18 protein-coding genes and 2 tRNA genes are annotated in these 22423 nt (G+C 62.7%); 3 read left to right on the forward strand and 17 right to left on the reverse strand.

Annotation, left to right across the window (positions count from 1 at the left end):
* Positions 1-106: 106 nt before the first annotated feature.
* Positions 107-1018, forward strand: a complete 912-nt coding sequence (locus tag AC07OC_RS22560; protein WP_218297378.1) for a LysR family transcriptional regulator — start codon at positions 107-109, stop codon at positions 1016-1018.
* A gap of 159 nt (positions 1019-1177) precedes the next feature.
* Here AC07OC_RS22560 and AC07OC_RS22565 read toward each other — a convergent pair whose 3' ends face one another.
* On the reverse strand, positions 1178-2110 hold the full coding sequence (locus tag AC07OC_RS22565) for a LysR substrate-binding domain-containing protein (protein WP_218341326.1): 933 nt from the start codon (positions 2108-2110) through the stop codon (positions 1178-1180).
* A 104-nt stretch (positions 2111-2214) separates the two neighbouring features.
* On the opposite strand from AC07OC_RS22565, the gene AC07OC_RS22570 reads away from it, so the two are divergent.
* Together AC07OC_RS22570 and AC07OC_RS22575 are read left to right on the forward strand one after the other, a co-directional pair.
* Complete coding sequence (locus AC07OC_RS22570) at positions 2215-3195, forward strand: Bug family tripartite tricarboxylate transporter substrate binding protein (RefSeq protein ID WP_218341325.1); 981 nt, start codon at positions 2215-2217, stop codon at positions 3193-3195.
* A 14-nt stretch (positions 3196-3209) separates the two neighbouring features.
* Positions 3210-3629 carry a 5-carboxymethyl-2-hydroxymuconate Delta-isomerase gene (locus AC07OC_RS22575; RefSeq protein WP_218297381.1) on the forward strand — a complete coding sequence of 140 codons (420 nt, stop codon included), beginning with the start codon at positions 3210-3212 and terminating at the stop codon, positions 3627-3629.
* 501 nt (positions 3630-4130) lie between these two features.
* Here AC07OC_RS22575 and AC07OC_RS22580 read toward each other — a convergent pair.
* From AC07OC_RS22580 to AC07OC_RS22655, 16 genes are all read right to left on the reverse strand, one after another.
* Positions 4131-4206: transfer RNA gene (locus AC07OC_RS22580), tRNA-Phe, on the reverse strand.
* A 68-nt stretch (positions 4207-4274) separates the two neighbouring features.
* Positions 4275-4958 carry a response regulator gene (locus tag AC07OC_RS22585; protein WP_218297382.1) on the reverse strand — a complete coding sequence of 228 codons (684 nt, stop codon included), beginning with the start codon at positions 4956-4958 and terminating at the stop codon, positions 4275-4277.
* Positions 4959-4996: 38 nt separating this feature from the next.
* Positions 4997-7297, reverse strand: coding sequence for a sensor histidine kinase (locus tag AC07OC_RS22590; RefSeq protein ID WP_218341324.1), 2301 nt, complete (start codon positions 7295-7297; stop codon positions 4997-4999).
* Positions 7294-7866, reverse strand: coding sequence for a DUF4390 domain-containing protein (locus AC07OC_RS22595; RefSeq protein ID WP_218297403.1), 573 nt, complete (start codon positions 7864-7866; stop codon positions 7294-7296). Before AC07OC_RS22595 ends, AC07OC_RS22590 begins: the two co-directional genes overlap by 4 nt.
* Before the next feature lie 46 nt (positions 7867-7912).
* Positions 7913-9340 carry a 16S rRNA (cytosine(967)-C(5))-methyltransferase RsmB gene (gene rsmB, locus AC07OC_RS22600; RefSeq protein ID WP_255591650.1) on the reverse strand — a complete coding sequence of 476 codons (1428 nt, stop codon included), beginning with the start codon at positions 9338-9340 and terminating at the stop codon, positions 7913-7915.
* An 18-nt stretch (positions 9341-9358) separates the two neighbouring features.
* Positions 9359-9925, reverse strand: a complete 567-nt coding sequence (locus AC07OC_RS22605) for a LemA family protein (RefSeq protein ID WP_218341323.1) — start codon at positions 9923-9925, stop codon at positions 9359-9361.
* Positions 9926-10077: 152 nt separating this feature from the next.
* The gene (gene rpoC / locus AC07OC_RS22610; protein WP_218341322.1) at positions 10078-14313 is read right to left on the reverse strand and encodes a DNA-directed RNA polymerase subunit beta'; all 4236 of its coding nucleotides are present in this window, start codon (positions 14311-14313) and stop codon (positions 10078-10080) included.
* A 21-nt stretch (positions 14314-14334) separates the two neighbouring features.
* Positions 14335-18447 carry a DNA-directed RNA polymerase subunit beta gene (rpoB, locus tag AC07OC_RS22615; protein ID WP_218297386.1) on the reverse strand — a complete coding sequence of 1371 codons (4113 nt, stop codon included), beginning with the start codon at positions 18445-18447 and terminating at the stop codon, positions 14335-14337.
* 266 nt (positions 18448-18713) lie between these two features.
* On the reverse strand, positions 18714-19091 hold the full coding sequence (gene rplL / locus AC07OC_RS22620) for a 50S ribosomal protein L7/L12 (protein ID WP_008907085.1): 378 nt from the start codon (positions 19089-19091) through the stop codon (positions 18714-18716).
* 40 nt (positions 19092-19131) lie between these two features.
* Positions 19132-19656, reverse strand: a complete 525-nt coding sequence (gene rplJ / locus AC07OC_RS22625) for a 50S ribosomal protein L10 (protein ID WP_218297387.1) — start codon at positions 19654-19656, stop codon at positions 19132-19134.
* Between the two features lie 236 nt (positions 19657-19892).
* Positions 19893-20588 carry a 50S ribosomal protein L1 gene (gene rplA, locus AC07OC_RS22630; protein ID WP_218297388.1) on the reverse strand — a complete coding sequence of 232 codons (696 nt, stop codon included), beginning with the start codon at positions 20586-20588 and terminating at the stop codon, positions 19893-19895.
* Positions 20589-21020 (reverse strand): 50S ribosomal protein L11, encoded by a 432-nt coding sequence (gene rplK / locus AC07OC_RS22635; RefSeq protein ID WP_063459212.1) that lies wholly within the window; start codon positions 21018-21020, stop codon positions 20589-20591.
* 164 nt (positions 21021-21184) lie between these two features.
* Complete coding sequence (gene nusG, locus AC07OC_RS22640) at positions 21185-21781, reverse strand: transcription termination/antitermination protein NusG (protein WP_082437456.1); 597 nt, start codon at positions 21779-21781, stop codon at positions 21185-21187.
* A complete protein-coding gene (gene secE, locus AC07OC_RS22645) occupies positions 21778-22164 on the reverse strand; it encodes a preprotein translocase subunit SecE (RefSeq protein WP_218297389.1) in 387 nt (128 codons plus the stop codon). Before secE ends, nusG begins: the two co-directional genes overlap by 4 nt.
* A gap of 91 nt (positions 22165-22255) precedes the next feature.
* Positions 22256-22331, reverse strand: a tRNA-Trp gene (locus tag AC07OC_RS22650).
* 15 nt (positions 22332-22346) lie between these two features.
* On the reverse strand, positions 22347-22423 hold a 77-nt coding region (locus tag AC07OC_RS22655), incomplete at its 5' end, for an EF-Tu C-terminal domain-related protein (RefSeq protein WP_198556962.1).

The raw sequence follows: 22423 nt of genomic DNA on the forward strand, positions 1-22423 counted from the left end.
CTTATCCGTTGTCTGTGGGGCGACTGTAGGAGGATCATTGCTGTCGTGGAATTGCTCATTTGTGGCACGGCATTCGCGTTTTGCGAAACCTTCCTAGAATTGACCCATGCCCACGCTCATCAACCCCGCACGCGTTGACTTCGTCACCCTCAGGCTTTTTTGCGCAGTCGCGCAGGCGGGCAGCGTTACACGGGGGGCTGAAGCCTGCAGTCTCGCTGTCTCGGCCGCGAGCCGGCGGCTGTCGGACTTTGAAAACGCTTCGGGCACAAGGCTCTTCGATAGAACATCCCGTGGAGTCCAACTGACACCTGCTGGCCACTTGGCAATGCAGCATGCACTTCGGCTTTTCCAGGGGTTCGAACAGTTCAGCAGCGAGATCCGGGACTACACCAAAGGGATACGCGGCCATGTCCGCCTGTGGGCCAACATGTCCGCACTGACGGAGTTCCTGCCTGGTTGCCTCTCCACGTTCATGGCCGAGTACCCCGACATCCATGTGGAGCTCGAAGAGCAACTGAGCGGTGACATCGTCCGCGCGGTGGTCGAAGGCGTTGCGGACATTGGCATATTCGCCGAGAACACGGCGGTCGGCGACTTGAACGTGGAGCGATTCCAGCAAGACCTTCTTGTGGCCGTTTGTGCGCACAACCATCCATTGGGAAAGCGGAAGCGGGTCAGCTTCAGGGAATGCCTGAAGTACGACTTTGTGGGCCTGAATCGTGGGAGCTCTTTGCTGGAGTTGACCTCGCGAGCCGCAGAGCAATATGGCGAAGTGATGCGCGTTCGCGTGCAGGTCCGCAGTTTCGACGCGATGTGCCAGATGATCAACGCGAACCTCGGGATTGGAGTCTTGCCAGTTGCTGTCTTGAGAAATACGCAACCTCATCCACTCAAGACGGTCCATTTGAGTGAGCCGTGGGCCAGGCGCAACCTTCTCCTCGGAGTGTCGCCGTCCTGTTCAGCCGCGGCGGGACTTCTGCGAGACCACCTGAGGCTGTCCGCCGCGAGTTCCTCTTGAGAGCCGGCAGTGTGCACAAACCGCGGGACGGCTCAGTGCCAGTCCACTGGTTCTTGGGAACGTCGATGCAAGGGTAGCTAGCCTAGGCGACATGGAAGTCGAGACGCCTGGCGAAGTGTTCCCGTTCAAGGCCATGGCAGCTACCGGGCCTTGTCTTCTTCAGTTTTTTGATCGTCGGACCCACGATACCGGCTGCCTGGGGCTTGCGGCCGACAGCGCATCCCAAAGGTGCCGGGCAGCCAGGCTGTGATGCCGGCTGCGTGAGCGCACCAGGCAGGCTTGCCTGCGTAGTTTTTTGTCAGCCAAAGGGGTGGCGTCGTTCACATCCAGGCTCAGCGCGGCAGCGCCGTTGAGCAGTGCAACCATGCTGTTTTCACGCGCCGCATGCACAAGATCTTCAAGCGCATCGGACTCAAGTTGGACGTTTGGCTTCAGCCCCAGCGCGGCAAAGGCGTTGTCGAGCTGGCGGCGCATTGAATACTCGGCGGGAAGCAATGCCAGAGGGTGCTTCGCGACGTCGGCGAGGCTCAGCGAGCGCCTTCTGGCCCCCAACCCGACAGCAACAGCAGACTCCTCGAAACATGCCAGGACTTCAAGATCCGCATGTGGTTCCGGGTCGAAACTGACAGCAAGATCAAGATCACCGCGCAAAACGCCTTCGATCAAGGCTTGTGCAGTCCGTCTGCGCAGCGCAATCGAAAGCTCCGGCCACTGAGCTTGCGCGGTGCGCACCACGGGGAGCACCCAGCATCCAGCGTAAGACTGCACCAGCCCGACGCGGACCAGCCCTGCCACGGTGTTCGCACGTTGGCGCGCATCGCGCAGGGCCGACTGCAGTTCCATCAGACAGGTCGAAACCCGGCGGTCAAGCTCCTGCCCAGAGACCGTCGCAATGGCGCGCCCGCTCGTACGGTCGAACAGATGCACATCGAGGGTCGATTCCAACAAGGCGATTTGCTCCGACAGGGCCGCCTGAGAGATCGAGGCATCGCGCGAAGCTGCATTGAAGCTGCGCGCACGCATCGCTGCCGCGAAGTAGCGCAACTGGCGCAAGGAGACAAGATCAAGTGGATCGCGGTCGCGTGTGCCCATCGTTATCGGATTATCCGATAGATACGACCAGAAAATGCAAATTGCGCAGACCCGCTGCACTGTCGACACTACAACACGAGATAACTCCAACCAACTGTGCACCGATGAAAAGACGCAACTTCCTTCAGTACGCTGGCGCGGCCACGGCACTTCCCGCCCTCGGCGTGACGCCCTGCGCTCACGCGCAGGCTTTTCCCTCAAGGCCGATCCGGATCGTGTGTCCCTATCCAGCAGGTGCTACTACGGATGCGGTTTCGCGCCTGATGGCGAATGCCTTGCAAACGCACAGTGGTGCCACGGTGATGGTCGACAACCGCAGTGGTGCGGGCGGGAACATCGGCACCGAGGCGGTCGCACGCGGTGAGGCCGACGGATATACGCTGCTGCTGGGTGCGCTCGGCCCGTTGGCCGCCAACCCAGCGCTGTATCCCAAGCTCAACTTCGATGCAGCAAAAGACTTCACGCCGCTGGCATGGGCCGCTTCGGTGCCGTTGCTCTGGGCCGTGCACCCCTCCTTTGCAGCGACGACGGTCAACGAAGCCCTCGAACTGCTGCGCAAGAGCCCCGGCAAGCACTTCTACGCGTCTGCAGGCAACGGCACACCTCAACACTTGGCGGGCGAACTGTTCAAGCAGCAGACCCGTACGTCCATCCTCCACATTCCGTACCGCGGCTCCGCCCCTGCACTCAACGATGTGCTGGGAGGGACGGCTCACATGGTGTTCGAGGCCATGCCGGCCATCTTGCAGCATGTGCACAGCGGGCGCCTGAAGGCGCTTGCGGTGACGGCAGCCCAGCGCATTCCCTCCTTGCCCAATGTGCCAACGCTCAAGGAATCGGGTGTGGATGCCGAAATTGGCGGCTGGTACGGTTTCCTGGCCCCCGCTGCCACGCCGGCCGACCGCACGGACTGGTTGGTCAAACACATGGGCGCAGTGCTCGCAACCAAGACCACTCAAGACAAGCTGGCCGCACTCGGCTCGGTACCTGTCGATAGCTCCCCCCAGGCTTTCGCGCGACTGATGGCGAGCGAGCGGACACGCTGGCAGAAGCTGATCCGCGATGTCGGCATCAAGATCGACTGAACACGGAGCCCCCCATGCCGCATATTGCCATCCAGGTTTCACCGCCGCTGCTTGCAGCGATTGAATGGGAGCCTGTATTGCGGGCTCTGCACCATGCGCTGGCGGAGCGCGGATGGGCAGTGCTCGCAGACCTGAAGTCGCGCGTGACTCCCATCGCCGCCGAGTTGTGCGGAGTAGATCCGCAAGCGCAGCAACTGATCGCGACCCTCATGCTGACCAACCCGCGCCCGCCGGATACCTGCGCCGCGATGGCCGCGATGGTGTTGGATCATCTTTCTCACGCAATCGACGCCCACCCGGCGACCATGGACTGGGTGCAATGCTGCGTGTTTCTGCGTGAGCATCCGAAGACACACTACCTCAAGCGGGAGTGGAATGGACCACTTCCAACCGCAAGACAACGACCTGATCTTGCCGAACGGCAACCAGCTTAGGAGCAGCGTCCTGCCCAACGTCCCAGACTATGTTTACCCCGGAAAGGGATATCGGCATCTTTGCGATGCCCGCAGAGTTCCAACGGTCGCTTTGGGCGCCGCGATTGAAGACCGCAAGCCGCACGTAGCGCAAAGGGCTACCGTGAGCGAGATCGAACGCCATGCTCGCTCCGTCCATGCTGATCTGAGCTGAGCGGCAGTCCGTCTGCGGGATTCGACTGCCCTGGTCCAGCTTGAAGCACGCCAATCGGACCAAAGGTCTGATCCGCAGCGGCATTGGCGGATCGTCTCGATCCATCACTGCGCTCAATGGTGAATGAAAGCGCGTCGCCCGGACATATTGCTCCCGAGCCCAGCAGTTGCCCCCAAAGTTGCCCCACTTTGCGCTGGCTTGGGGTGGATAACTACGGACGGACCTGGAATGAAAAAACCCTAAGTCGTTGATTTACTTAGGGCTTTTTAACTTCTGCGGACGTCTATGGACGACTACAAAATGAATAGTGGTGGCCTGGGGCGGAATCGAACCACCGACACAAGGATTTTCAATCCTCTGCTCTACCGACTGAGCTACCGGGCCTGAGCCTCAAATTATAACCAGAAAAATCGAGGCTTCTGAAGAACCTGAAGGAATTTATTGCGGTGCTGCTAGGTGCGCTTGCCTCGCCCCAGGTCTACGCCCAACTGGCGCAACTTGCGGTACAGGTGAGTGCGCTCCAGGCCGGTTTTTTCGGCTACCCGCGTCATCGAGCCGCCCTCGCGGGCAAGGTGGAATTCGAAATAGGCTTTCTCGAAGCCATCACGCGCTTCGCGCAGGGGGCGGTCCAGATCAAACCCCTGGTGGGCGTGCGGGCCGGCGTCCACGCTGGCCATCACGGCCGATACGGCCGGCAGTTGCGAGAACGTGGGGTCGGCGGGAGCGTGAACGGGCGCCTGGGTGGCGGCCGCCGGGGCCGATTGGTGGGCGGCATTGCGCGCCAGGCCCTGCTCCACCGCCTTGAGCAGCTTTTGCAGGGTGATGGGCTTTTCAAGGAAAGAGAACGCGCCGATGCGCGTGGCCTCCACGGCGGTGTCGATGGTGGCGTGGCCGCTCATCATGATCACGGGCATGGTGAGCACGCCGGCCGTTGCCCATTCCTTGAGCAGCGAGACACCGTCGGTATCGGGCATCCAGATATCAAGCAGCACCAGGTCGTAAGTATTGCCCGACCGGGCAGCACGCGCCTGGGTTGCGTTTTCTGCGAGGTCTACGCTGTGACCTTCGTCGTTCAGGATTTCCGACAACAGATCACGAATGCCGAGCTCATCGTCGACCACCAGAATGTTTGCCATGTGTGTTGAAGCGCCTTGGGTACTGCGGGGCGGTGTTGTTATGACGCCACCGCTGGTTCAGGGGCGAATGATAACGACACTTGGGCTCCCCGCACCACGCCATCTTCGATGCGATTCGACAAGTCGATGCGTGCGCCGTGCTCGTCGGCAATCTTTTTGACCACGGCCAGCCCCAGGCCGGTACCCCGCGGTTTGGTGGTGACGTAGGGTTCGAAGGCCCGCTGAAGGATGTGCGCGGGGAAGCCGGCGCCGCTGTCCGATACCGTGAGCCGCACGCGCCGCGAGGACTCGCTCCAGCGCGTGCTGATGCGCACCGCGGGCACGGGCTCGGAGGTGCTGGCGCGGGCCTGTTCGGTGGAATCCTGCGCGTTTTGCAGCAGGTTGTGCACGACCTGGCGCAGTTGCTGCGCGTCGCCCGCGATGCTGGGGCAGCGCGGGTCCAGTTCGGCTTCCACACGCACGGTGGCGTTCTCTTCCCCATACAGGTGGAGCACATCCGCGACCAGCGCATTGAGGTCCAGCGCATGCAGTTCTGCGGCGGGCAACCGTGCGTAGTCACGGAATTCGTTGACCAGCCGCTTCATGGCGTCCACCTGGTCCACGATGGTCTTGACGGACTTGGCCAGGATGGCTTGCTCTGGATCCGGCAGCTTGCCCGAGAGCTTCATTTCCAGCCGCTCGGCGGACAGTTGGATGGGCGTCAGCGGATTCTTGATTTCATGCGCCAGGCGCCGTGCCACCTCGCCCCAGGCCTGCGCACGCTGTGCTGAAACAATTTCCGAAATGTCGTCAAAAACCAACAATCGGGCCGAATCAGGCAGTTCGGCCCCCCGGGCCACGAGGCTGGTGGCGTGCTGCCCCACGCCGCCGGACGACGCATGCAGTTCAAACGGTTGCTGCCAGTGGTCCAGCCCATGGCGTTCGGTGTCCCCCAGGAAGGCGTCGAAATGGCCCTGGATCGATGCCGCAAACTCGGCAAGGCCGGGCACCTCGGACAGCGGACGCCCTTCGTACACCGCCATGGGTGCGCGCAGGATCCGCGTGGCGCCGGGGTTGGACGACCGGATCAGCCCCTGCGCATCCAGGACGATGACCCCCGCTGTCAGGTTGTCCAGAATGGTCTGGAGATTGGCGCGGGCGGCATCGACCTCACCCATGCTCTGTTCCACGGCCTGCCGGGCATCCGCCAGTTGCTGGGTCATCAAGGCGAAGGACCGCGTGAGGCCGCCCAGTTCGTCCTTGCCCTGCAGCACGGCCTTGGGGCTGAGGTTGCCCGCCGCCACCTCGCGCACCCCTTCGGCCAGCACGAGCAGGGGGCGTGCCAGCTGATTGCCCAGCAGCACCGCCAGCAGCACGGCTCCAAATACCGCCAGGAAAAGGCTCAGCGTGAGCGTGCCCACGTACATGCGCCGCAGGCCTCCCCGCGCCAGCGCGCGCTCCTGGTATTCACGGTTGGCCTCCTGCACGGCGATGGCGTTCGCCACCAGCGCGGGCGGCAGCGGGAGCGTGGCTTGCAGGTACCGGGGCTCCACGAGCAAGCCCACACTGGGACTGCTCACCAGGGCAAGCACCTTGACCCGCGCGTTCTGCGCGGCGGCAGGGTCCGATATATCGTCCAGCCCCTCGATCTGCGCGGTGGCGCGCTGCTGGCGCACGGTGCGCAGCAGGGGCACCCCGGGGCGGTCGGGGTTCAGGCTGAAGCGCGACTGGCCGGCGCTGGCCACCGCCTGCCCTGCAGCGTTCCAGAGCACGACATCGGTGGCGCCCAGCTGCTCGCGGATGCGTTCGAGCACCAGCCCGGCGGCGGCATCGGGCACCTGGGCCACCTGCGCACCCGCGTTGCGCGTCTTGGCGGCCATGTCGGTGGCCAGCGAGTCGAGTGAAACCCGGGCCAAATTCACCCCCGCCGACAGGGCCCCTTCCACCTTCACATCGAACCAGCTCTCGATGGAGCGGGTGACGAACTGGTAGGACACCACGTAGATCAGCAGCCCCGGCATCAGGCCCACCAGCGCGAAAATGGCCGCCAGCTTGACGAGCAGCCGGCTGCCAAAGCGCCCCTTGCGCAGGCGCATGCCCAGGCGCACCGCCACCCAGACCAGCACGGCCAGCAGCAGCAGCGCCACCAGCACGTTCACGCCAAAGAGCCAGGCGTAGTTGCGCTCGTACAGCGCGCGGTTGTTGGTCGCCAGGGTAAGCAGGAACATCAGCACCAAGCCGATGGCAGACATGGCGGCGGCGCCCACCCCCACCGCCCAGCGCACGGCGCGCGACTGGCGTGCGGCGGCGTGGGCCGACGCGGAGGCCGCCGCCGGCCGGGGAGCGCCGGGGCGGCTCACTTCGCAGGCTCCGCTGCCAGGCGCTGGCTGCGCGAAACCAGCAGATTCCATCCGGATCGCCCCACGGCCCCAATCTGAAACGGGCGGGGCAGCTGGGACATGTCGAGCCTGAACCGGAAGTTGACCGTGTGCACGACATCTGCCTCGATCACCTCGTTTTCAGCGATCTTCCAACGCGAAATCCGCTGAATGGCAGACAACGCGTCGGCATAGTCGTCAAAGTTCTGCCCCAGCACCACGCCCAGGCCGCTGTTGGTGAACGGCACGGGGGAGATGTTCAATCGCCATCTTCGCGTCAATGGCTGATAACTTAGGCGCAGATAGCGGGTGGTTTCCGCCACTTGGCGGTCAGACCAGTACCAACGGTCGCGCAGCACCTGGGCCTCCGCCACGAAGAACATGGGAATGCCTTTGTTCAATGCGTCTTCTGCGAGTTCCGGCAGCATGAACTGCAGGTTGGTGCTGAGGTACAGGCCGTCTTCGGCCCGCTCGAGCCGCAGTTCGCCCACCTCGGGCGCGGCGGCTTGCCCTGCCGCAACCAGCCCCGGCAGCAGGGCGGCACATCCCATGAGCACAAAAATTGCGCAAACCACCATCCACCGAGCCATCACGGACTCATTGCGGCGATTTTTGCAACAGTGCGTAAAAAAATCCGTCGTGGTCACCCGGTTGATTGTCCGGGACAGCCCCGGGCTTGTCCCCGTTGCCGGGAATTAAATGCCCCGGCGACGGCAGCAATTGCGCATCGGTGTTGTGTGCAAGAAACGTTTGCACCTGGTCGTCGCCTTCGGCGCGGAACACGGAACAGGTGCAATACAGCAGCCGCCCGCCTGGGCGCAGAAGGGGCCAGAGCGTCTTCAACAGGCGGGCCTGCAGGGCGGCCAACTGGGCAATGTCGCTCTCGCGGCGCAGCCAGCGCACGTCGGGGTGGCGCCGCACGATGCCCGAGGCGGTGCATGGCGCATCGAGCAAGATGGCATCGAACAGTTCACCCCCGCAGTGCTGCTGCCACCAGTCCTGGGGGCGTGCGGCGTCGGCCACGACCACCTGCGCACGAAGCCCCAGGCGCTGCATGGTGTCACCGATGCGGGCGCTGCGGGCGGCGTCGATCTCCAGCGCGGTGACCTGTACAGGGGCGCCAGCACCGGCCAGCTCCAGAAGGTGGGCCGTCTTGCCCCCCGGTGCGGCGCAGGCGTCGAGCACACGCAGGGGCTGTGCGAGGTCCAGGCCGTCCAGCAGCAGGGGCGCCGCCATCTGCGCGGCGGCATCCTGCACCGACACCCAGCCCTGGTCAAAGCCCGGCAGGGATTGCACAGGTACGGGGTGCCGCAGCACCAGCCCGGCCTCGCCCCACGAAGACGCTTCCAAATCAATAGCATCTAGCGCTTGCTGGTATTGCGCCGGAGTGCATTTTTGCTTGTTAACCCGCAACGTCATTGGCGCGTGGGCGTTGTTGGCCTGAAGGATCTGCTCCCAATGCTGGGGATGGTCCTTGCGCAGCCGTGCGATCCACCACTGGGGATGGTTCCAGCGGGCCAGCGGGTCGTCGCCGGTGCGGGCGACCAGCGCATCGCGCTCGCGCAGAAAGCGTCGCAGGCACCCATTGATGAACGAGGCCTGCGCGCGGGTGGATGCGCTCCGCTTGGCCGCCTCCACCGCCTGATTCACCAGCGTGAAGGCCTCATACGGCGATTCGTCCGGGTTCCAGCACAGCGCCAGGGCCGTGCACAGCAAGGCATCCGCCGCCGGCGGCGGCGTGCGGGCGACCATCTGGCGGCGCAATGCCTCGGCGCGCCCGGCCTGGCGCAGCACCTGGAACAGCAGAGACTGCACGCCCGGGCGCAGACCCACGTCCACCGCCGCCATGGCGGCGGTTCCGGACTGGCCCCCGCGAATGGCCAGCAAGGCGCCGGCCACGGCATCCAGCTGCTGCCACAGCGCCACCGGCTGTCCGCCCCCGGACGGCGGGTGGGCGGGGCTGCGGGGCGAAGGAGGTTGCCCCCCGGAAGAAGACATGGGGCGGCGCGCAGGGAGTTGGGTCATGGTGGTCCTGAAAACGGTCTACAGGCCCCGGGCGGCCTTGAATCCGAACACCCAGGCCAGCAGGTTCGCGGGAAACTGGGCAATGGCGGCGTTGTAGTGCAACACCGCATCGTTGAAGACGCGAATGGCCTGGTCGTTCTGCTGGACATGTTCATCCCACCGGATTTGCCAGGGCGACGGCAAGGCGTCCCGCGCGTCAGCCGCTGTGGGCGGTGGGTCGCCCTGCCCTTCCCTGCGCCCCGCCTTCTGCCAGCAAGCCTGCAGCACATCGCGTGCGGCCGTCAGAGCGGCGATTGCATCTGCCTGCAGGGGACGGGCACGCGCCATTGCGAGCGACGCACTCAATTGGGTGGTGGCGCCCTGCAGTGCTGCCATCTCCTGTTCCGGGGCACTCAAGGTGGAAGGCTGGACAGCATGCGCGGCTCCAAACTCTCCCAGCAGCGCCACCAGCCGCACCATGTGCGCGTCAAAACTGCCGAACGCCTGCACGACGGCAGAGCGCAGCCGCATCAGGCGGTTGTAGGCGCCCAGGGCCCAGAAGACGGCGATGGCAAAAACAATCCAGAAAAGAGGCGATGACCACATGCACAGCTGCCGTCTCCGCGTGCACCACGCGTTCCGGCCCGAAAAGTAAATGGAGAAAGGAAAAGAAGAAAGGTGCGCAGACGGTGTGTCCAAAAAAAAGCTCCCGGCCTGCCAGGGACAGGGCGGGAGCTCTTCAGTGACAGCCCTCGGGCTTAGTCAGCAGCTGCGTCGGTGGCCGTGGAGGCACTGCCCTCGACTTCGGTGGCATCCGCCTGGGCTTCCATCTCGGCCGCTTCGGCTTCGGCGATGGCGCGGCGCTCGGCGTCGTCCATGGCATCCTTGGCCTTGCGTGCCTGGTGGTAAGCCAGACCCGTACCGGCCGGGATCAGGCGGCCCACGATCACGTTTTCCTTCAGGCCGCGCAGCTCGTCGCGCTTGCCCATGATGGCAGCCTCGGTGAGCACGCGGGTGGTTTCCTGGAAGGAAGCCGCCGAGATGAAGGAGTCGGTCGACAGCGAAGCCTTGGTGATACCCAAGAGCAGGTTGCTGTAGGTCGCGGGAATCTTGCCCTCGGCCTGCAGCGCCTCGTTGGTGTTGAGGATCTCGGAGCGCTCGACCTGTTCACCGGCAATGTAGTTCGACTCGCCGACGTTCTCGACCACAACGCGGCGCAGCATCTGGCGAACGATCACCTCGATGTGCTTGTCGTTGATCTTCACGCCCTGCAAGCGGTACACGTCCTGCACTTCGTCCACGATGTAGCGCGACAGTTCCTCGATGCCCAAGAGGCGCAGGATGTCCTGCGGATCGGCGGGGCCGTCCACAATCGACTCGCCCTTGTTCACCACCTGGCCTTCGTGCACCAGGATGTTCTTTTCCTTGGGCACGAGCTCTTCGAACACGTGGCCTTCAGGATCGGTGATCTGCAGGCGGACCTTGCCCTTGGTTTCCTTGCCGAACGACACGGTACCGGTCATCTCGGCCAGCGTGCCCTTGTCCTTCGGAGTGCGGGCTTCGAACAGCTCAGCCACGCGGGGCAGACCGCCGGTAATGTCGCGGGTCTTCTGGCCTTCGACCGGAATACGCGCCAGCACTTCGCCGGGGCCCACGTCCTGGCCGTCGCGCACCTGGATCAGCGCGCCGACCTGGAAGCCGATGGTCACCGAGTGGTCGGTGCCAGGGATCTTCACTTCGTTGCCCTGCGCGTCGATCAGCTTCACCTGTGGACGAACGACCTTGGCAGCGCCGCGGCGCTTCGGATCGATCACCACCAGCGTGGACAGGCCGGTCACTTCGTCGACCTGCTTGGCCACCGTGAGACCTTCTTCGACGTTCTCGAACTTGGTCTGGCCGGCGAACTCGGTGATGATGGGGCGCGTCAGCGGATCCCAGTTGGCCAGGATGGTGCCGGCCTTGATCTGCTGGTCGGCCTTGACCGTCAGCGTCGCGCCGTAAGGCACCTTGTGGCGCTCGCGCTCGCGGCCATGCTCGTCGTGGATGATGATCTCACCCGAACGTGCAATGACGACCAGCTCGCCCTTGGTGTTGCTCACGTAGCGCATCGTGGCATTGAAGCCGATCACGCCGTTGGACTTGGCTTCCACGCTCGATGCGATGGCGGCGCGCGAAGCGGCACCACCGATGTGGAACGTGCGCATGGTCAGCTGCGTGCCGGGTTCGCCGATGGACTGGGCAGCGATCACGCCCACGGCTTCGCCGAGGTTGATCAGGCCGCCACGGCCCAGGTCGCGGCCGTAGCACTTGGCGCACAGGCCATAGCGGGTCTCGCAGGTCAGCGCCGTGCGCACCTTCACTTCGTCGACGCCAGCGGCTTCGAGTTCCTCGATGAGGTCTTCCTCGAGCATGACGCCCGCCTGGACCAGCACCGCCCGGGTTTCCGGATGCAGCACGTCTTCTGCGGCCGTGCGGCCCAGGATACGGTCGCGCAGCGATTCGATCACTTCGCCGCCTTCGACAATGGCGCGCATCAGCGAACCATTGGAGGTTTCGCAATCCTCCTCGGTCACAACCAGATCCTGCGTCACGTCCACCAGGCGGCGGGTCAGGTAACCGGAGTTGGCGGTCTTGAGCGCCGTGTCGGCCAGACCCTTACGGGCACCGTGGGTGGAGATGAAGTACTCCAGCACGTTCAGGCCTTCGCGGAAGTTCGCGGTGATGGGCGTTTCGATGATCGAGCCGTCTGGCTTGGCCATCAGGCCCCGCATGCCGGCCACCTGGCGGATCTGGGCGGCGGAACCGCGGGCACCGGAGTCGGCCATCATGTAGATGGAGTTGAACGACTCCTGGTCCACTTCCTTGCCGTGGCGGTCCATGACCTTCTCTTTGGAGAGCCGGGCCATCATCACCTTGGACACTTCGTCGCCGGCCTTGCCCCAGATGTCCACCACCTTGTTGTAGCGTTCGCCAGAGGTGACCAGACCGGACACGTACTGCTGTTCGATCTCCTTCACTTCCTTCTCGGAGCGCTCGATGATGCCGGCCTTTTGTGGAGGCACCAGCATGTCGTCGATGGCGATGGAGATACCGGCGCGCGTGGCCAGACGGAAGCCGTTTTGCAGCAGCTTGTCGGCGAACACGACCGTTTCCTTCAGGCCGCACTTGCGGAAGGACACGTTGATCAGGCGCGAGATTTCCTTCTTCTTGAGCGCCTTGTTCATGTTGGAGAACGGCAGGCCCTTGGGAAGGATCTCGGACAGCAGTGCGCGGCCAGCGGTGGTTTCCACGAGCGAGGTGGACGGAACGAAGTCGCCCGTTTCCTTGTTCTTGGTCCACTCGGTCATGCGCACCGTGATCCTGGCGGCGAGTTCGACCTCGCCGGCGTCCAGAGCACGTTGCACTTCACCGGTGTCAGCGAACACCAGGCCTTCGCCCTTGCCGTTGATGCGGTCACGGGTGGCGTAGTACAGGCCCAGCACCACGTCCTGCGAAGGAACGATGGAGGGTTCGCCCGATGCGGGGAACAGCACGTTGTTGGAGGCCAGCATCAGCGTGCGGGCTTCCATCTGCGCTTCCACCGACAGCGGTACGTGAACAGCCATCTGGTCACCGTCGAAGTCGGCGTTGAAGGCCGCGCAGACGAGTGGGTGCAGCTGGATGGCCTTGCCTTCGATCAGGATGGGCTCGAAGGCCTGGATACCCAGACGGTGCAGCGTAGGCGCACGGTTGAGCATCACGGGGTGCTCCTTGATGACCTCTTCCAGGATGTCCCACACCACCGGCGTGCCGGATTCGACTTCCTTCTTGGCGGCCTTGATCGTCGTCGCGATGCCCATGGCTTCCAGGCGCGAGAAGATGAAGGGCTTGAACAGTTCCAGGGCCATCAGCTTGGGCAGGCCGCACTGGTGCAGCTTGAGCGTTGGGCCCACGGTGATCACGGAACGGCCCGAGTAGTCCACCCGCTTGCCCAGCAAGTTCTGGCGGAAACGGCCCGACTTGCCCTTGATCATGTCGGCCAGCGACTTCAGGGCGCGCTTGTTGGCACCCGTCATGGCCTTGCCGCGGCGGCCGTTGTCCAGCAGCGAGTCGACGGCTTCCTGCAGCATCCGCTTTTCGTTGCGGGCGATGATTTCAGGGGCCTTCAGCTCCAGCAGGCGGCGCAGGCGGCTGTTGCGGTTGATGACGCGGCGGTACAGGTCGTTCAGGTCGGAGGTCGCGAAGCGGCCGCCGTCCAGCGGCACCAGCGGACGCAGGTCCGGTGGCAGCACGGGCAGCACTTCGAGCACCATCCACTCGGGCTTGATGCCCGACTTCTTGAACGCTTCGAGCACCTTCAGGCGCTTGGCGTTCTTCTTGACCTTGACTTCGGAGCCGGTCAGGTCGCCGCGCAGGCGTTCGATCGACAGGTCGATGTCGATGGATTCCAGCAGGTCCTTGATACCTTCAGCGCCCATCTTGGCGATGAATTCGTCGCCGTATTCCTTGCGCTTGGCGTCGTAGTCGTCCTCGGACATGATGCTGAACTTCTTCAGCGGGGTCATGCCGGGGTCGGTCACCACATAGGCTTCAAAATACAGCACGCGTTCGATGTCGCGCAGCGTCATGTCCAGCACCAGGCCCAGGCGCGATGGCAGCGACTTCAGGAACCAGATGTGCGCGCAGGGCGCGGCCAGGTCGATGTGGCCCATGCGCTCGCGGCGCACCTTGGTCTGCGTGACTTCAACGCCGCACTTCTCGCAGATCACGCCGCGGTGCTTGAGGCGCTTGTACTTGCCGCACAGGCACTCGTAATCCTTGATGGGGCCGAAGATCTTGGCGCAGAACAGGCCGTCGCGCTCGGGCTTGAACGTGCGGTAGTTGATGGTCTCGGGCTTCTTCACTTCGCCGAAAGACCACGAGCGGATCTTTTCGGGCGAAGCCATGCCGATGCGGATGGCATCGAAATGCTCATCCGGCGTGAATTGCTTGAACAGGTCGAGTAGCGATTTCATAGTGACTCTTTCCTTTTCTGCTTAGGAGCGTTCCAGCTCGATGTCCAGGCCCAGCGAACGGATTTCCTTGACCAGCACGTTGAACGATTCCGGCATGCCGGCTTCGATGGCGTGTTCGCCCTTGACGATGGATTCGTACACCTTGGTACGGCCCACCACGTCGTCGGACTTCACCGTCAGCATTTCCTGCAGCACGTAGGCGGCGCCGTAAGCTTCCAGCGCCCACACTTCCATTTCCCCGAAACGCTGGCCGCCGAACTGCGCCTTGCCGCCCAGCGGCTGCTGCGTGACGAGCGAGTAAGGACCGGTCGAACGGGCATGCATCTTGTCGTCCACCAAGTGGTGCAGCTTCAGGTAGTGCATGTAGCCGATGGTCGTCGGACGCTCGAAACGCTCGCCGGTGCGGCCGTCGAACAGGTATGCCTGAGTGCGGGTGGGCGTGAGGCCCTTGCGCTCGGCAATGTCGTCCGGGTAGGCGATCTTCAGCATGTCCTTGATTTCTTCTTCCGAAGCACCATCGAACACCGGAGTGGCATAAGGCACGCCGCTGGTGAGGTTGGCCGCCATGTTCAGCACATCCTCATCGCTCAGTTGCGAGAGGTCTTCGGTACGGCCGCGGGAGTTGTACACCTCTTCCAGGAACTTGCGCAGCTCGGAGGCCTTGGCCTGCTGCTGCAGCATGTCGCCAATGCGCTGGCCGATGCCCTTGCCGGCCCAGCCCAGATGGACTTCGAGCACCTGCCCGATGTTCATCCGCGAGGGCACGCCCAGGGGGTTCAGCACGATGTCGGCAGGGGTGCCGTCGGCCATGTAGGGCATGTCTTCGACCGGAACGATCTTGGAGACCACACCCTTGTTGCCGTGGCGGCCGGCCATCTTGTCGCCGGGCTGCAGGCGGCGCTTGACGGCCAGGTAGACCTTGACCATCTTGAGCACGCCCGCTGGCAGCTCGTCGCCTTGCGTGAGCTTCTTGCGCTTTTCTTCAAAGGCCAGGTCGAAGCTGTGGCGCGTCTGCTCCAGAGCGTTCTTGATGGACTCGAGTTGCGTGGCGACTTCGTCTTCGGCGGGGCGGATGTCGAACCAGTGGAACTTCTCCACCGAGGCCAGGTAGGCCTTGTCGATCTTCGTGCCCTTGGCGAGCTTCTGCGGGCCGCCGTTGGCCACGCGGCCGTTGAGCAGCTTCTCGATACGGTCGAACGCGTCGGCCTCGACGATGCGCAGCTGGTCGTTCAGGTCCAGGCGGAAGCGCTTGAGTTCATCGTCGATGATCTGCTGGGCGCGCTTGTCGCGCTGGATGCCTTCGCGGGTGAACACCTGCACGTCGATCACGGTGCCTTGCGAGCCCTGGTCCACGCGCAGCGAGGTGTCCTTCACGTCGGAAGCCTTCTCGCCGAAGATGGCGCGCAGGAGCTTCTCTTCGGGCGTGAGGGTGGTCTCGCCCTTGGGCGTGACCTTGCCGACCAGCGTATCGCCGGGCTGCACTTCGGCACCCACGTAGATGATGCCGGACTCGTCCAGACGGTTCAGCTGCTGTTCCGACAGGTTCGGAATGTCGCGCGTGATTTCTTCGGCGCCCAGCTTCGTGTCGCGCGCCATCACCACCAGTTCCTCGATGTGGATCGAGGTGTAGCGGTCTTCGGCCACCACGCGTTCGGAGATCAGGATCGAGTCTTCGAAGTTGTAGCCGTTCCAGGGCATGAAGGCGATCAGCATGTTCTGGCCGATGGCGATCTCGCCGAAGTCCGTCGATGCGCCGTCGGCGATCACGTCACCCTTGACCAGCTTGTCACCCTTCTGGACGATGGGGCGCTGGTGGATGTTGGTGTTCTGGTTGGAACGCTGGTACTTGATGAGGTTGTAGATGTCCACGCCCACTTCACCGGCCACGGCCTCGTCGTCGTTCACGCGCACCACGATGCGGGTGGCATCGACATAGTCGACGATACCGCCACGGGTCGCGGTGACCACGGTGCCCGAGTCCACGGCGGCCACACGCTCGATGCCCGTGCCCACCAGGGGCTTCTCGGGACGCAGCACGGGCACGGCCTGGCGCGACATGTTGGCGCCCATCAATGCGCGGTTCGCATCGTCATGCTCCAGGAATGGAACCAGCGAGGCGGCCACCGACACGATCTGCGCGGGCGACACGTCCATGTACTGCACACGGTCTGCACCGCACAGGATGGATTCACCCTTTTCGCGGGCAGAGACCAGTTCGCCCGTCAAGCGGCCGTCCTTGTCGAGCACGGCGTTGGCCTGCGCGATCACGTACTTGCCTTCCTCGATGGCCGACAGGTAGTCGATCTCGTTCGTGACCTTGCCTTCCACCACGCGGCGGTACGGGGTTTCGATGAAACCGTATTCGTTCAGGCGTGCGTACAGGGCCAGCGAGTTGATCAGGCCGATGTTTGGGCCTTCAGGCGTTTCGATAGGGCAGACGCGGCCGTAATGGGTCACGTGCACGTCGCGCACTTCGAAGCCTGCGCGTTCGCGGGTCAGACCGCCCGGGCCCAGTGCGGAAACACGGCGCTTGTGCGTGATTTCAGCCAGGGGGTTGGTCTGGTCCATGAACTGCGACAGCTGCGAGGCGCCGAAGAATTCCTTCAGCGCGGCCGAGATCGGCTTGCTGTTGATCAGGTCGTGGGGCATCAGCGGCTCTTGCTCGGCCTGGCCCAGACGCTCCTTCACAGCCTTCTCGATACGTGCCAGGCCGGTGCGGTACTGGTTCTCGGCCAGTTCGCCCACGCAGCGCACGCGGCGGTTGCCCAGGTGATCGATGTCATCGACTTCGCCGTTGCCGTTGCGCAGGTCCACCAGGATCTTGACCACGGCCAGGATGTCCTCGTTGGACAACACCATGGGGCCGGTGGATTCGTCGCGGCCGATCTTGGCGTTGAACTTCATGCGGCCCACGCGCGACAGGTCGTAGGTGTCGGGGTTGTAGAACAGGCGCTGGAACAGGGCCTGCACGGCGTCTTCCGTGGGCGGCTCGCCGGGGCGCATCATGCGGTAGATGGCGACGCGGGCTGCGAACTCGTCCACCGTTTCGTCGATGCGCAGGGTCTGCGACATGTACGCGCCCTGGTCGAGTTCATTGGTGTAGATGCACTGCACGTCCTGCACGCCGGCACTGCGCAGCTTCTTGAGCAGTGCCTCGGTCAGTTCGTCATTGGCCTTGGCGATGATCTCACCGGTGTCCGCATCCACGATGTTGCGGGCCACCACGCGGCCGATCAGGAAGTCTTCGGGCACGCTGATGTGCGTGGTGCCGGACTGCTCCAGTTCGCGGGTGTGGCGCGCGGTCACGCGCTTGTCCTTGGCCACGACGACCTTGCCGGACTTGTCGGTGATGTCGAAGCGCGCCACTTCGCCGCGCAGGCGCTCGGAGACGAACTCCATCTGCGCACCGCTGTCCATCAGGCGGAAGTTGTCGTTGACGAAGAAGTTCGCCAGGATGGATTCCGGGTTCAGGCCGATGGCCTTGAGCAGGATCGTGACCGGCATCTTGCGGCGGCGGTCCACGCGGAAGTACAGAATGTCTTTCGGGTCGAACTCGAAGTCGAGCCAGGAACCGCGGTAAGGAATGATGCGCGCCGAGAACAGCAGCTTGCCCGAACTGTGCGTCTTGCCCTTGTCGTGCTCGAAGAACACGCCGGGCGAGCGGTGCAGCTGGGACACGATCACGCGCTCGGTGCCGTTGATGATGAACGAGCCCTTGTCGGTCATGAGCGGCACTTCGCCCATGTAGACCTCTTGCTCCTTCACTTCCTTGACCACCTTGGACTGCGACGTCGAGGACTCGCGGTCATAGATGATCAGCTGCACCTTGGCACGCACGGCCGACGCGAACGTCAGGCCACGCGTCTGGCACTCGCGCACGTCGAAGGCGGGCTTGGCCAGGTTGTACTCGATGAATTTCATCTCCACGAAACCGTTGTGGGAGACGATAGGAAAGGCAGCGTCGAATGCAGCCTGAAGGCCTTCGATGGTTCTTTTCTGGGGTGCTTTATCAGCCTGCAGGAAAGCGGTGTATGCGTCCTTCTGCATCTGCAGCAGATAAGGAACTTCGAGCACGCTATCGCGGGTGCCGAAGCTTTTGCGAATTCGCTTGCGTTCGGTGTAGGAATAGGCCATGAGATCTCCGGGCAAAGACATGAGTCCTGGGTCTTCGACGACTGACCCGCAAGGAGAGGTGTCCTTACGGGCTTGGCGGTTGGCCACTACCAACCATGGCGGACGGTGATGCATTGCACATCACCCGAACCAAGGCGTCTTCTGCTGTCGGGGTTGTCAGAAGACACTCGAAAGACTCGTGGAAGACGAGGCTTGCGGGTGCGCTCTGAAAGCACCAAAGGCTGGAGGCCCTTTGAGGAGCACTCCAGCCCTTGAACGAGACCGAATTACTTGAGTTCGGCCTTGGCGCCGGCTTCCACCAGCTTCTTGACGGCAGCTTCGGCGTCGGCCTTGGCAATGCCTTCCTTGACGTTCTTGGGAGCGCCGTCCACCAGGTCCTTGGCTTCCTTGAGGCCCAGGCCGGTGATTTCGCGCACTGCCTTGATGACGGACACCTTGTTGGCGCCGGCTTCCGTCAGCACCACGTTGAATTCCGTCTTTTCTTCAGCAGCAGCAGCGCCAGCACCGCCACCAGCGGCAGCAGGAGCAGCCATGGCTGCAGCGCTCACGCCAAACTTCTCTTCAATGGCCTTCACCAGGTCATTGAGTTCCAGGACCGTCATGCTGTCCAGCGCGGTCAAGAATGCGTCTTTATCGAATGCCATTTTGATTTCCTAACAATTGTGTTGGTTGACTACCCGGCTATCAAGCCGCGGCAGGTTCGGCGGCCGGTGCGGCTGCGCCTTCGCCTTTTTTCGCCGCCAGTGCGCCCAGCACAACGGCCGTACGCGACATGGGGGACATAAGCAAGCCACAAATCTGAGCCAGCAGCACTTCCTTGGAAGGAATGTTGGCCAGTTGCTTAACGCCGTTGACATCCAGGGCCTTGCCACCGAAAGCGCCACCACGAATCACCAGCTTGTCGTTGGTTTTCGCGAAATCGGCCACCACCTTGGCGGCGGCCACAGCGTCTTCGGAGAAGCCATAGATCAGCGGACCGGTCATCTGGTCAGCCACCACGTCAAACGCGCTGCCAGCTACAGCACGGCGAGCCAGGGTGTTCTTCAGAACACTCAGGTTCACGCCCTTGCTGCGAGCTTCCACACGCAGTTTGGTCATGTCGGCGACCGTGATGCCGCGGTACTCCGCGATCACAAGCGTTTGAGCTTTAGCGGCGAGGCTGGTCACTTCACTGATGACCGCTTCTTTCTCACTGCGATTAAGACTCAAGGTCTACTCCTTAAATTGCACATTCAGGCTTGCACCCTCCTGCGCGCTCTTGTTGCAGCGACCAACTGTTTTGGAACGGATTCCATCTGCAGCGGGATCGCCATCTGCGTTGGCCCCAGGGGGATTAAGTGCGAATTTGCACACCAACGGTCTTGGATGGCCTGAAGGCAGCTTGAATGCCAGCTTCAGCCCACCACATCGGACCCTTTGACAGGTCCGAAGATTTCTTTTCGCAATTACGCTGCGATGGATTGCGTATCCACGCGGACGCCCAGGCCCATCGTGGAAGACACGGCGACCTTGCGCAGGTACAGACCCTTGCTCGAAGCAGGCTTGGCCTTGTTCAGTGCATCGATCAGCGCAGCCAGATTGCCTTGCAGCTTCTCGTTGTCGAACGAACGGCGGCCAATCGTGCTGTGCACGATACCGGCCTTGTCCACGCGGAACTGCACTTGACCAGCCTTGGCATTCTTCACGGCCGTGGCAACGTCAGGCGTCACTGTGCCCACCTTGGGGTTGGGCATCAGGCCACGCGGGCCCAGGATCTGGCCCAGCGTACCCACGACGCGCATCGCGTCAGGGGCAGCAATCACCACGTCGAAAGGCATGTCGCCAGCCTTGACCATGGCGGCCAGGTCGTCCATGCCGACGATGTCGGCACCCGCGGCCTTGGCTTCTTCAGCCTTGGCACCCTGGGCGAACACGGCGACGCGCGTCGTCTTGCCGGTACCGTTGGGCAGCACCACGGCGCCACGCACCACTTGGTCGGACTTCTTGGCATCAATGCCGAGCTGCACGGCCACGTCGATGGATTCATCGAACTTGGCGGTGGCGGCTTCCTTCACCAGAGCCACTGCATCCGCAAAGGCGTACAACTTCGTGCTGTCAACCTTGCCCTGCAGGGCTTTTTGCTTTTTCGTCAACTTGGCCATTTACAAACCCTCCACCGTCACGCCCATCGAGCGTGCGGAACCAGCCAGCGTACGGACAGCAGCGTCAACATTCGCGGCATTCATGTCCTTCATCTTGGTCTTGGCGATTTCTTCGAGCTGTTCGCGCGTGATCTTGCCGACCTTGATCTTCAGCGCATTGGCCGAACCCTTTTCGAGCTTGATGGCCTTCTTGATCAGAGTCGTCGCAGGCGGCGTCTTGATGATGAAGGTAAAGCTCTTGTCTGCGAAAGCCGTGATGACCACGGGCAATGGCAGGCCTGGCTCCACACCTTGGGTCTGCGCATTGAATGCCTTGCAGAACTCCATGATGTTGAGGCCACGCTGACCCAGTGCCGGGCCGATGGGTGGGGATGGATTGGCCTTACCAGCTGGGACTTGCAGCTTGATAAAACCGACGATTTTTTTCGCCATGTTTTACTCCTTACGGGTCATAACGCCTGCGCTGCACCATGCAGCAACCGGCTCCCCGGGGTTAACGACTCGCTATCACGATGTTCGCACCGAGCCGAAAAGCGCGACATCCAATTGCTTGCCCTGGCGTGCCAGGGCGATCAGGGTTTTTATCGAAGACGTTCTTACGTCTTTTCGACCTGACCAAATTCCAGCTCGACCGGCGTGGAGCGGCCGAAGATCATCACGGAGACGCGCACGCGGCTCTTTTCGTAATTGACTTCTTCGACGGAGCCATTGAAATCCGTGAACGGACCTTCCTTGACGCGAACCAGCTCGCCCACCATGAATTCGATCTTGTGGCGCGGCTTGTCCGTGCCTTCCTGCATCTGGCTGACGATCTTCTGGACTTCCTCTTCGGAAATAGGGGCGGGGCGGTTCTTGGCCCCCCCCACGAAACCGGTCACCTTGTTGGTGTGCTTCACCAAGTGCCAGGTATCGTCGTCCATCACCATCTCGACGAATACATAGCCAGGGAACAAGCGACGCTCCGTCGTCTTGCGCTGGCCGTTTTTCATCTCCACCACTTCTTCGGTCGGCACCAGAATGCGACCGAACTTGTCTTGCATGCCAGAGCGACCAATGCGTTCCTGGATATTGCGCTCCACCGCCTTTTCCATGCCCGAATAGGCATGGACGATGTACCAGCGCAGATCCGGATTTGCCGAAGCAGAAGCGCCTGCAGGAGCTTCTGCTCCAGTGATTTCCGCAGCGGTCGTCATGACTTTCTCCAACCCAAAACCAAGTCGTACAAGACCCATTCCAGCGTCTTGTCCGTGAACCACAGGAAAAGCGCCATGATCACGACGAAGGCAAACACATACGCCGTCATCTGCAAGGTTTCCTTGCGGGTAGGCCAGACGACCTTTTTCACCTCGCGCCATGCATCCTTTGCGAAGGCAACGAACTGACGGCCAGACTCCGACACCAGGAACACGCCCGCAGCCGCCACCAGACCGACGATCAGCGCAGCCCATTGGACGAGAGCACCCTGCTTGCTCAGCAAATAAAAGCCCGCAACCGAGGCGATGACCAAAGCCACCACCGCTGCGAGCTTGGCCTTGTCTGCGCCTGTATTGACAGTTTCAACCTGTGAAGTGGCCATCTTTGAGTATTTCCTGCTTCCGATTCACGGCATCACTTAAGACACCGAAGCCCGCCAGGGCCTGGCGGGCTTGTTCTGGGCCACATTCAAGTGGCAGGGGCAGTAGGAATCGAACCTACAACCTTCGGTTTTGGAGACCGACGCTCTGCCAATTGAGCTATACCCCTGTATACCTTTGCCAGTTAAGCAATGATCTTGGCCACGACGCCAGCGCCGACCGTACGGCCGCCTTCGCGGATGGCGAAGCGCAGGCCTTCTT

The organism is Acidovorax sp. GW821-FHT10E04 (assembly GCF_059415185.1).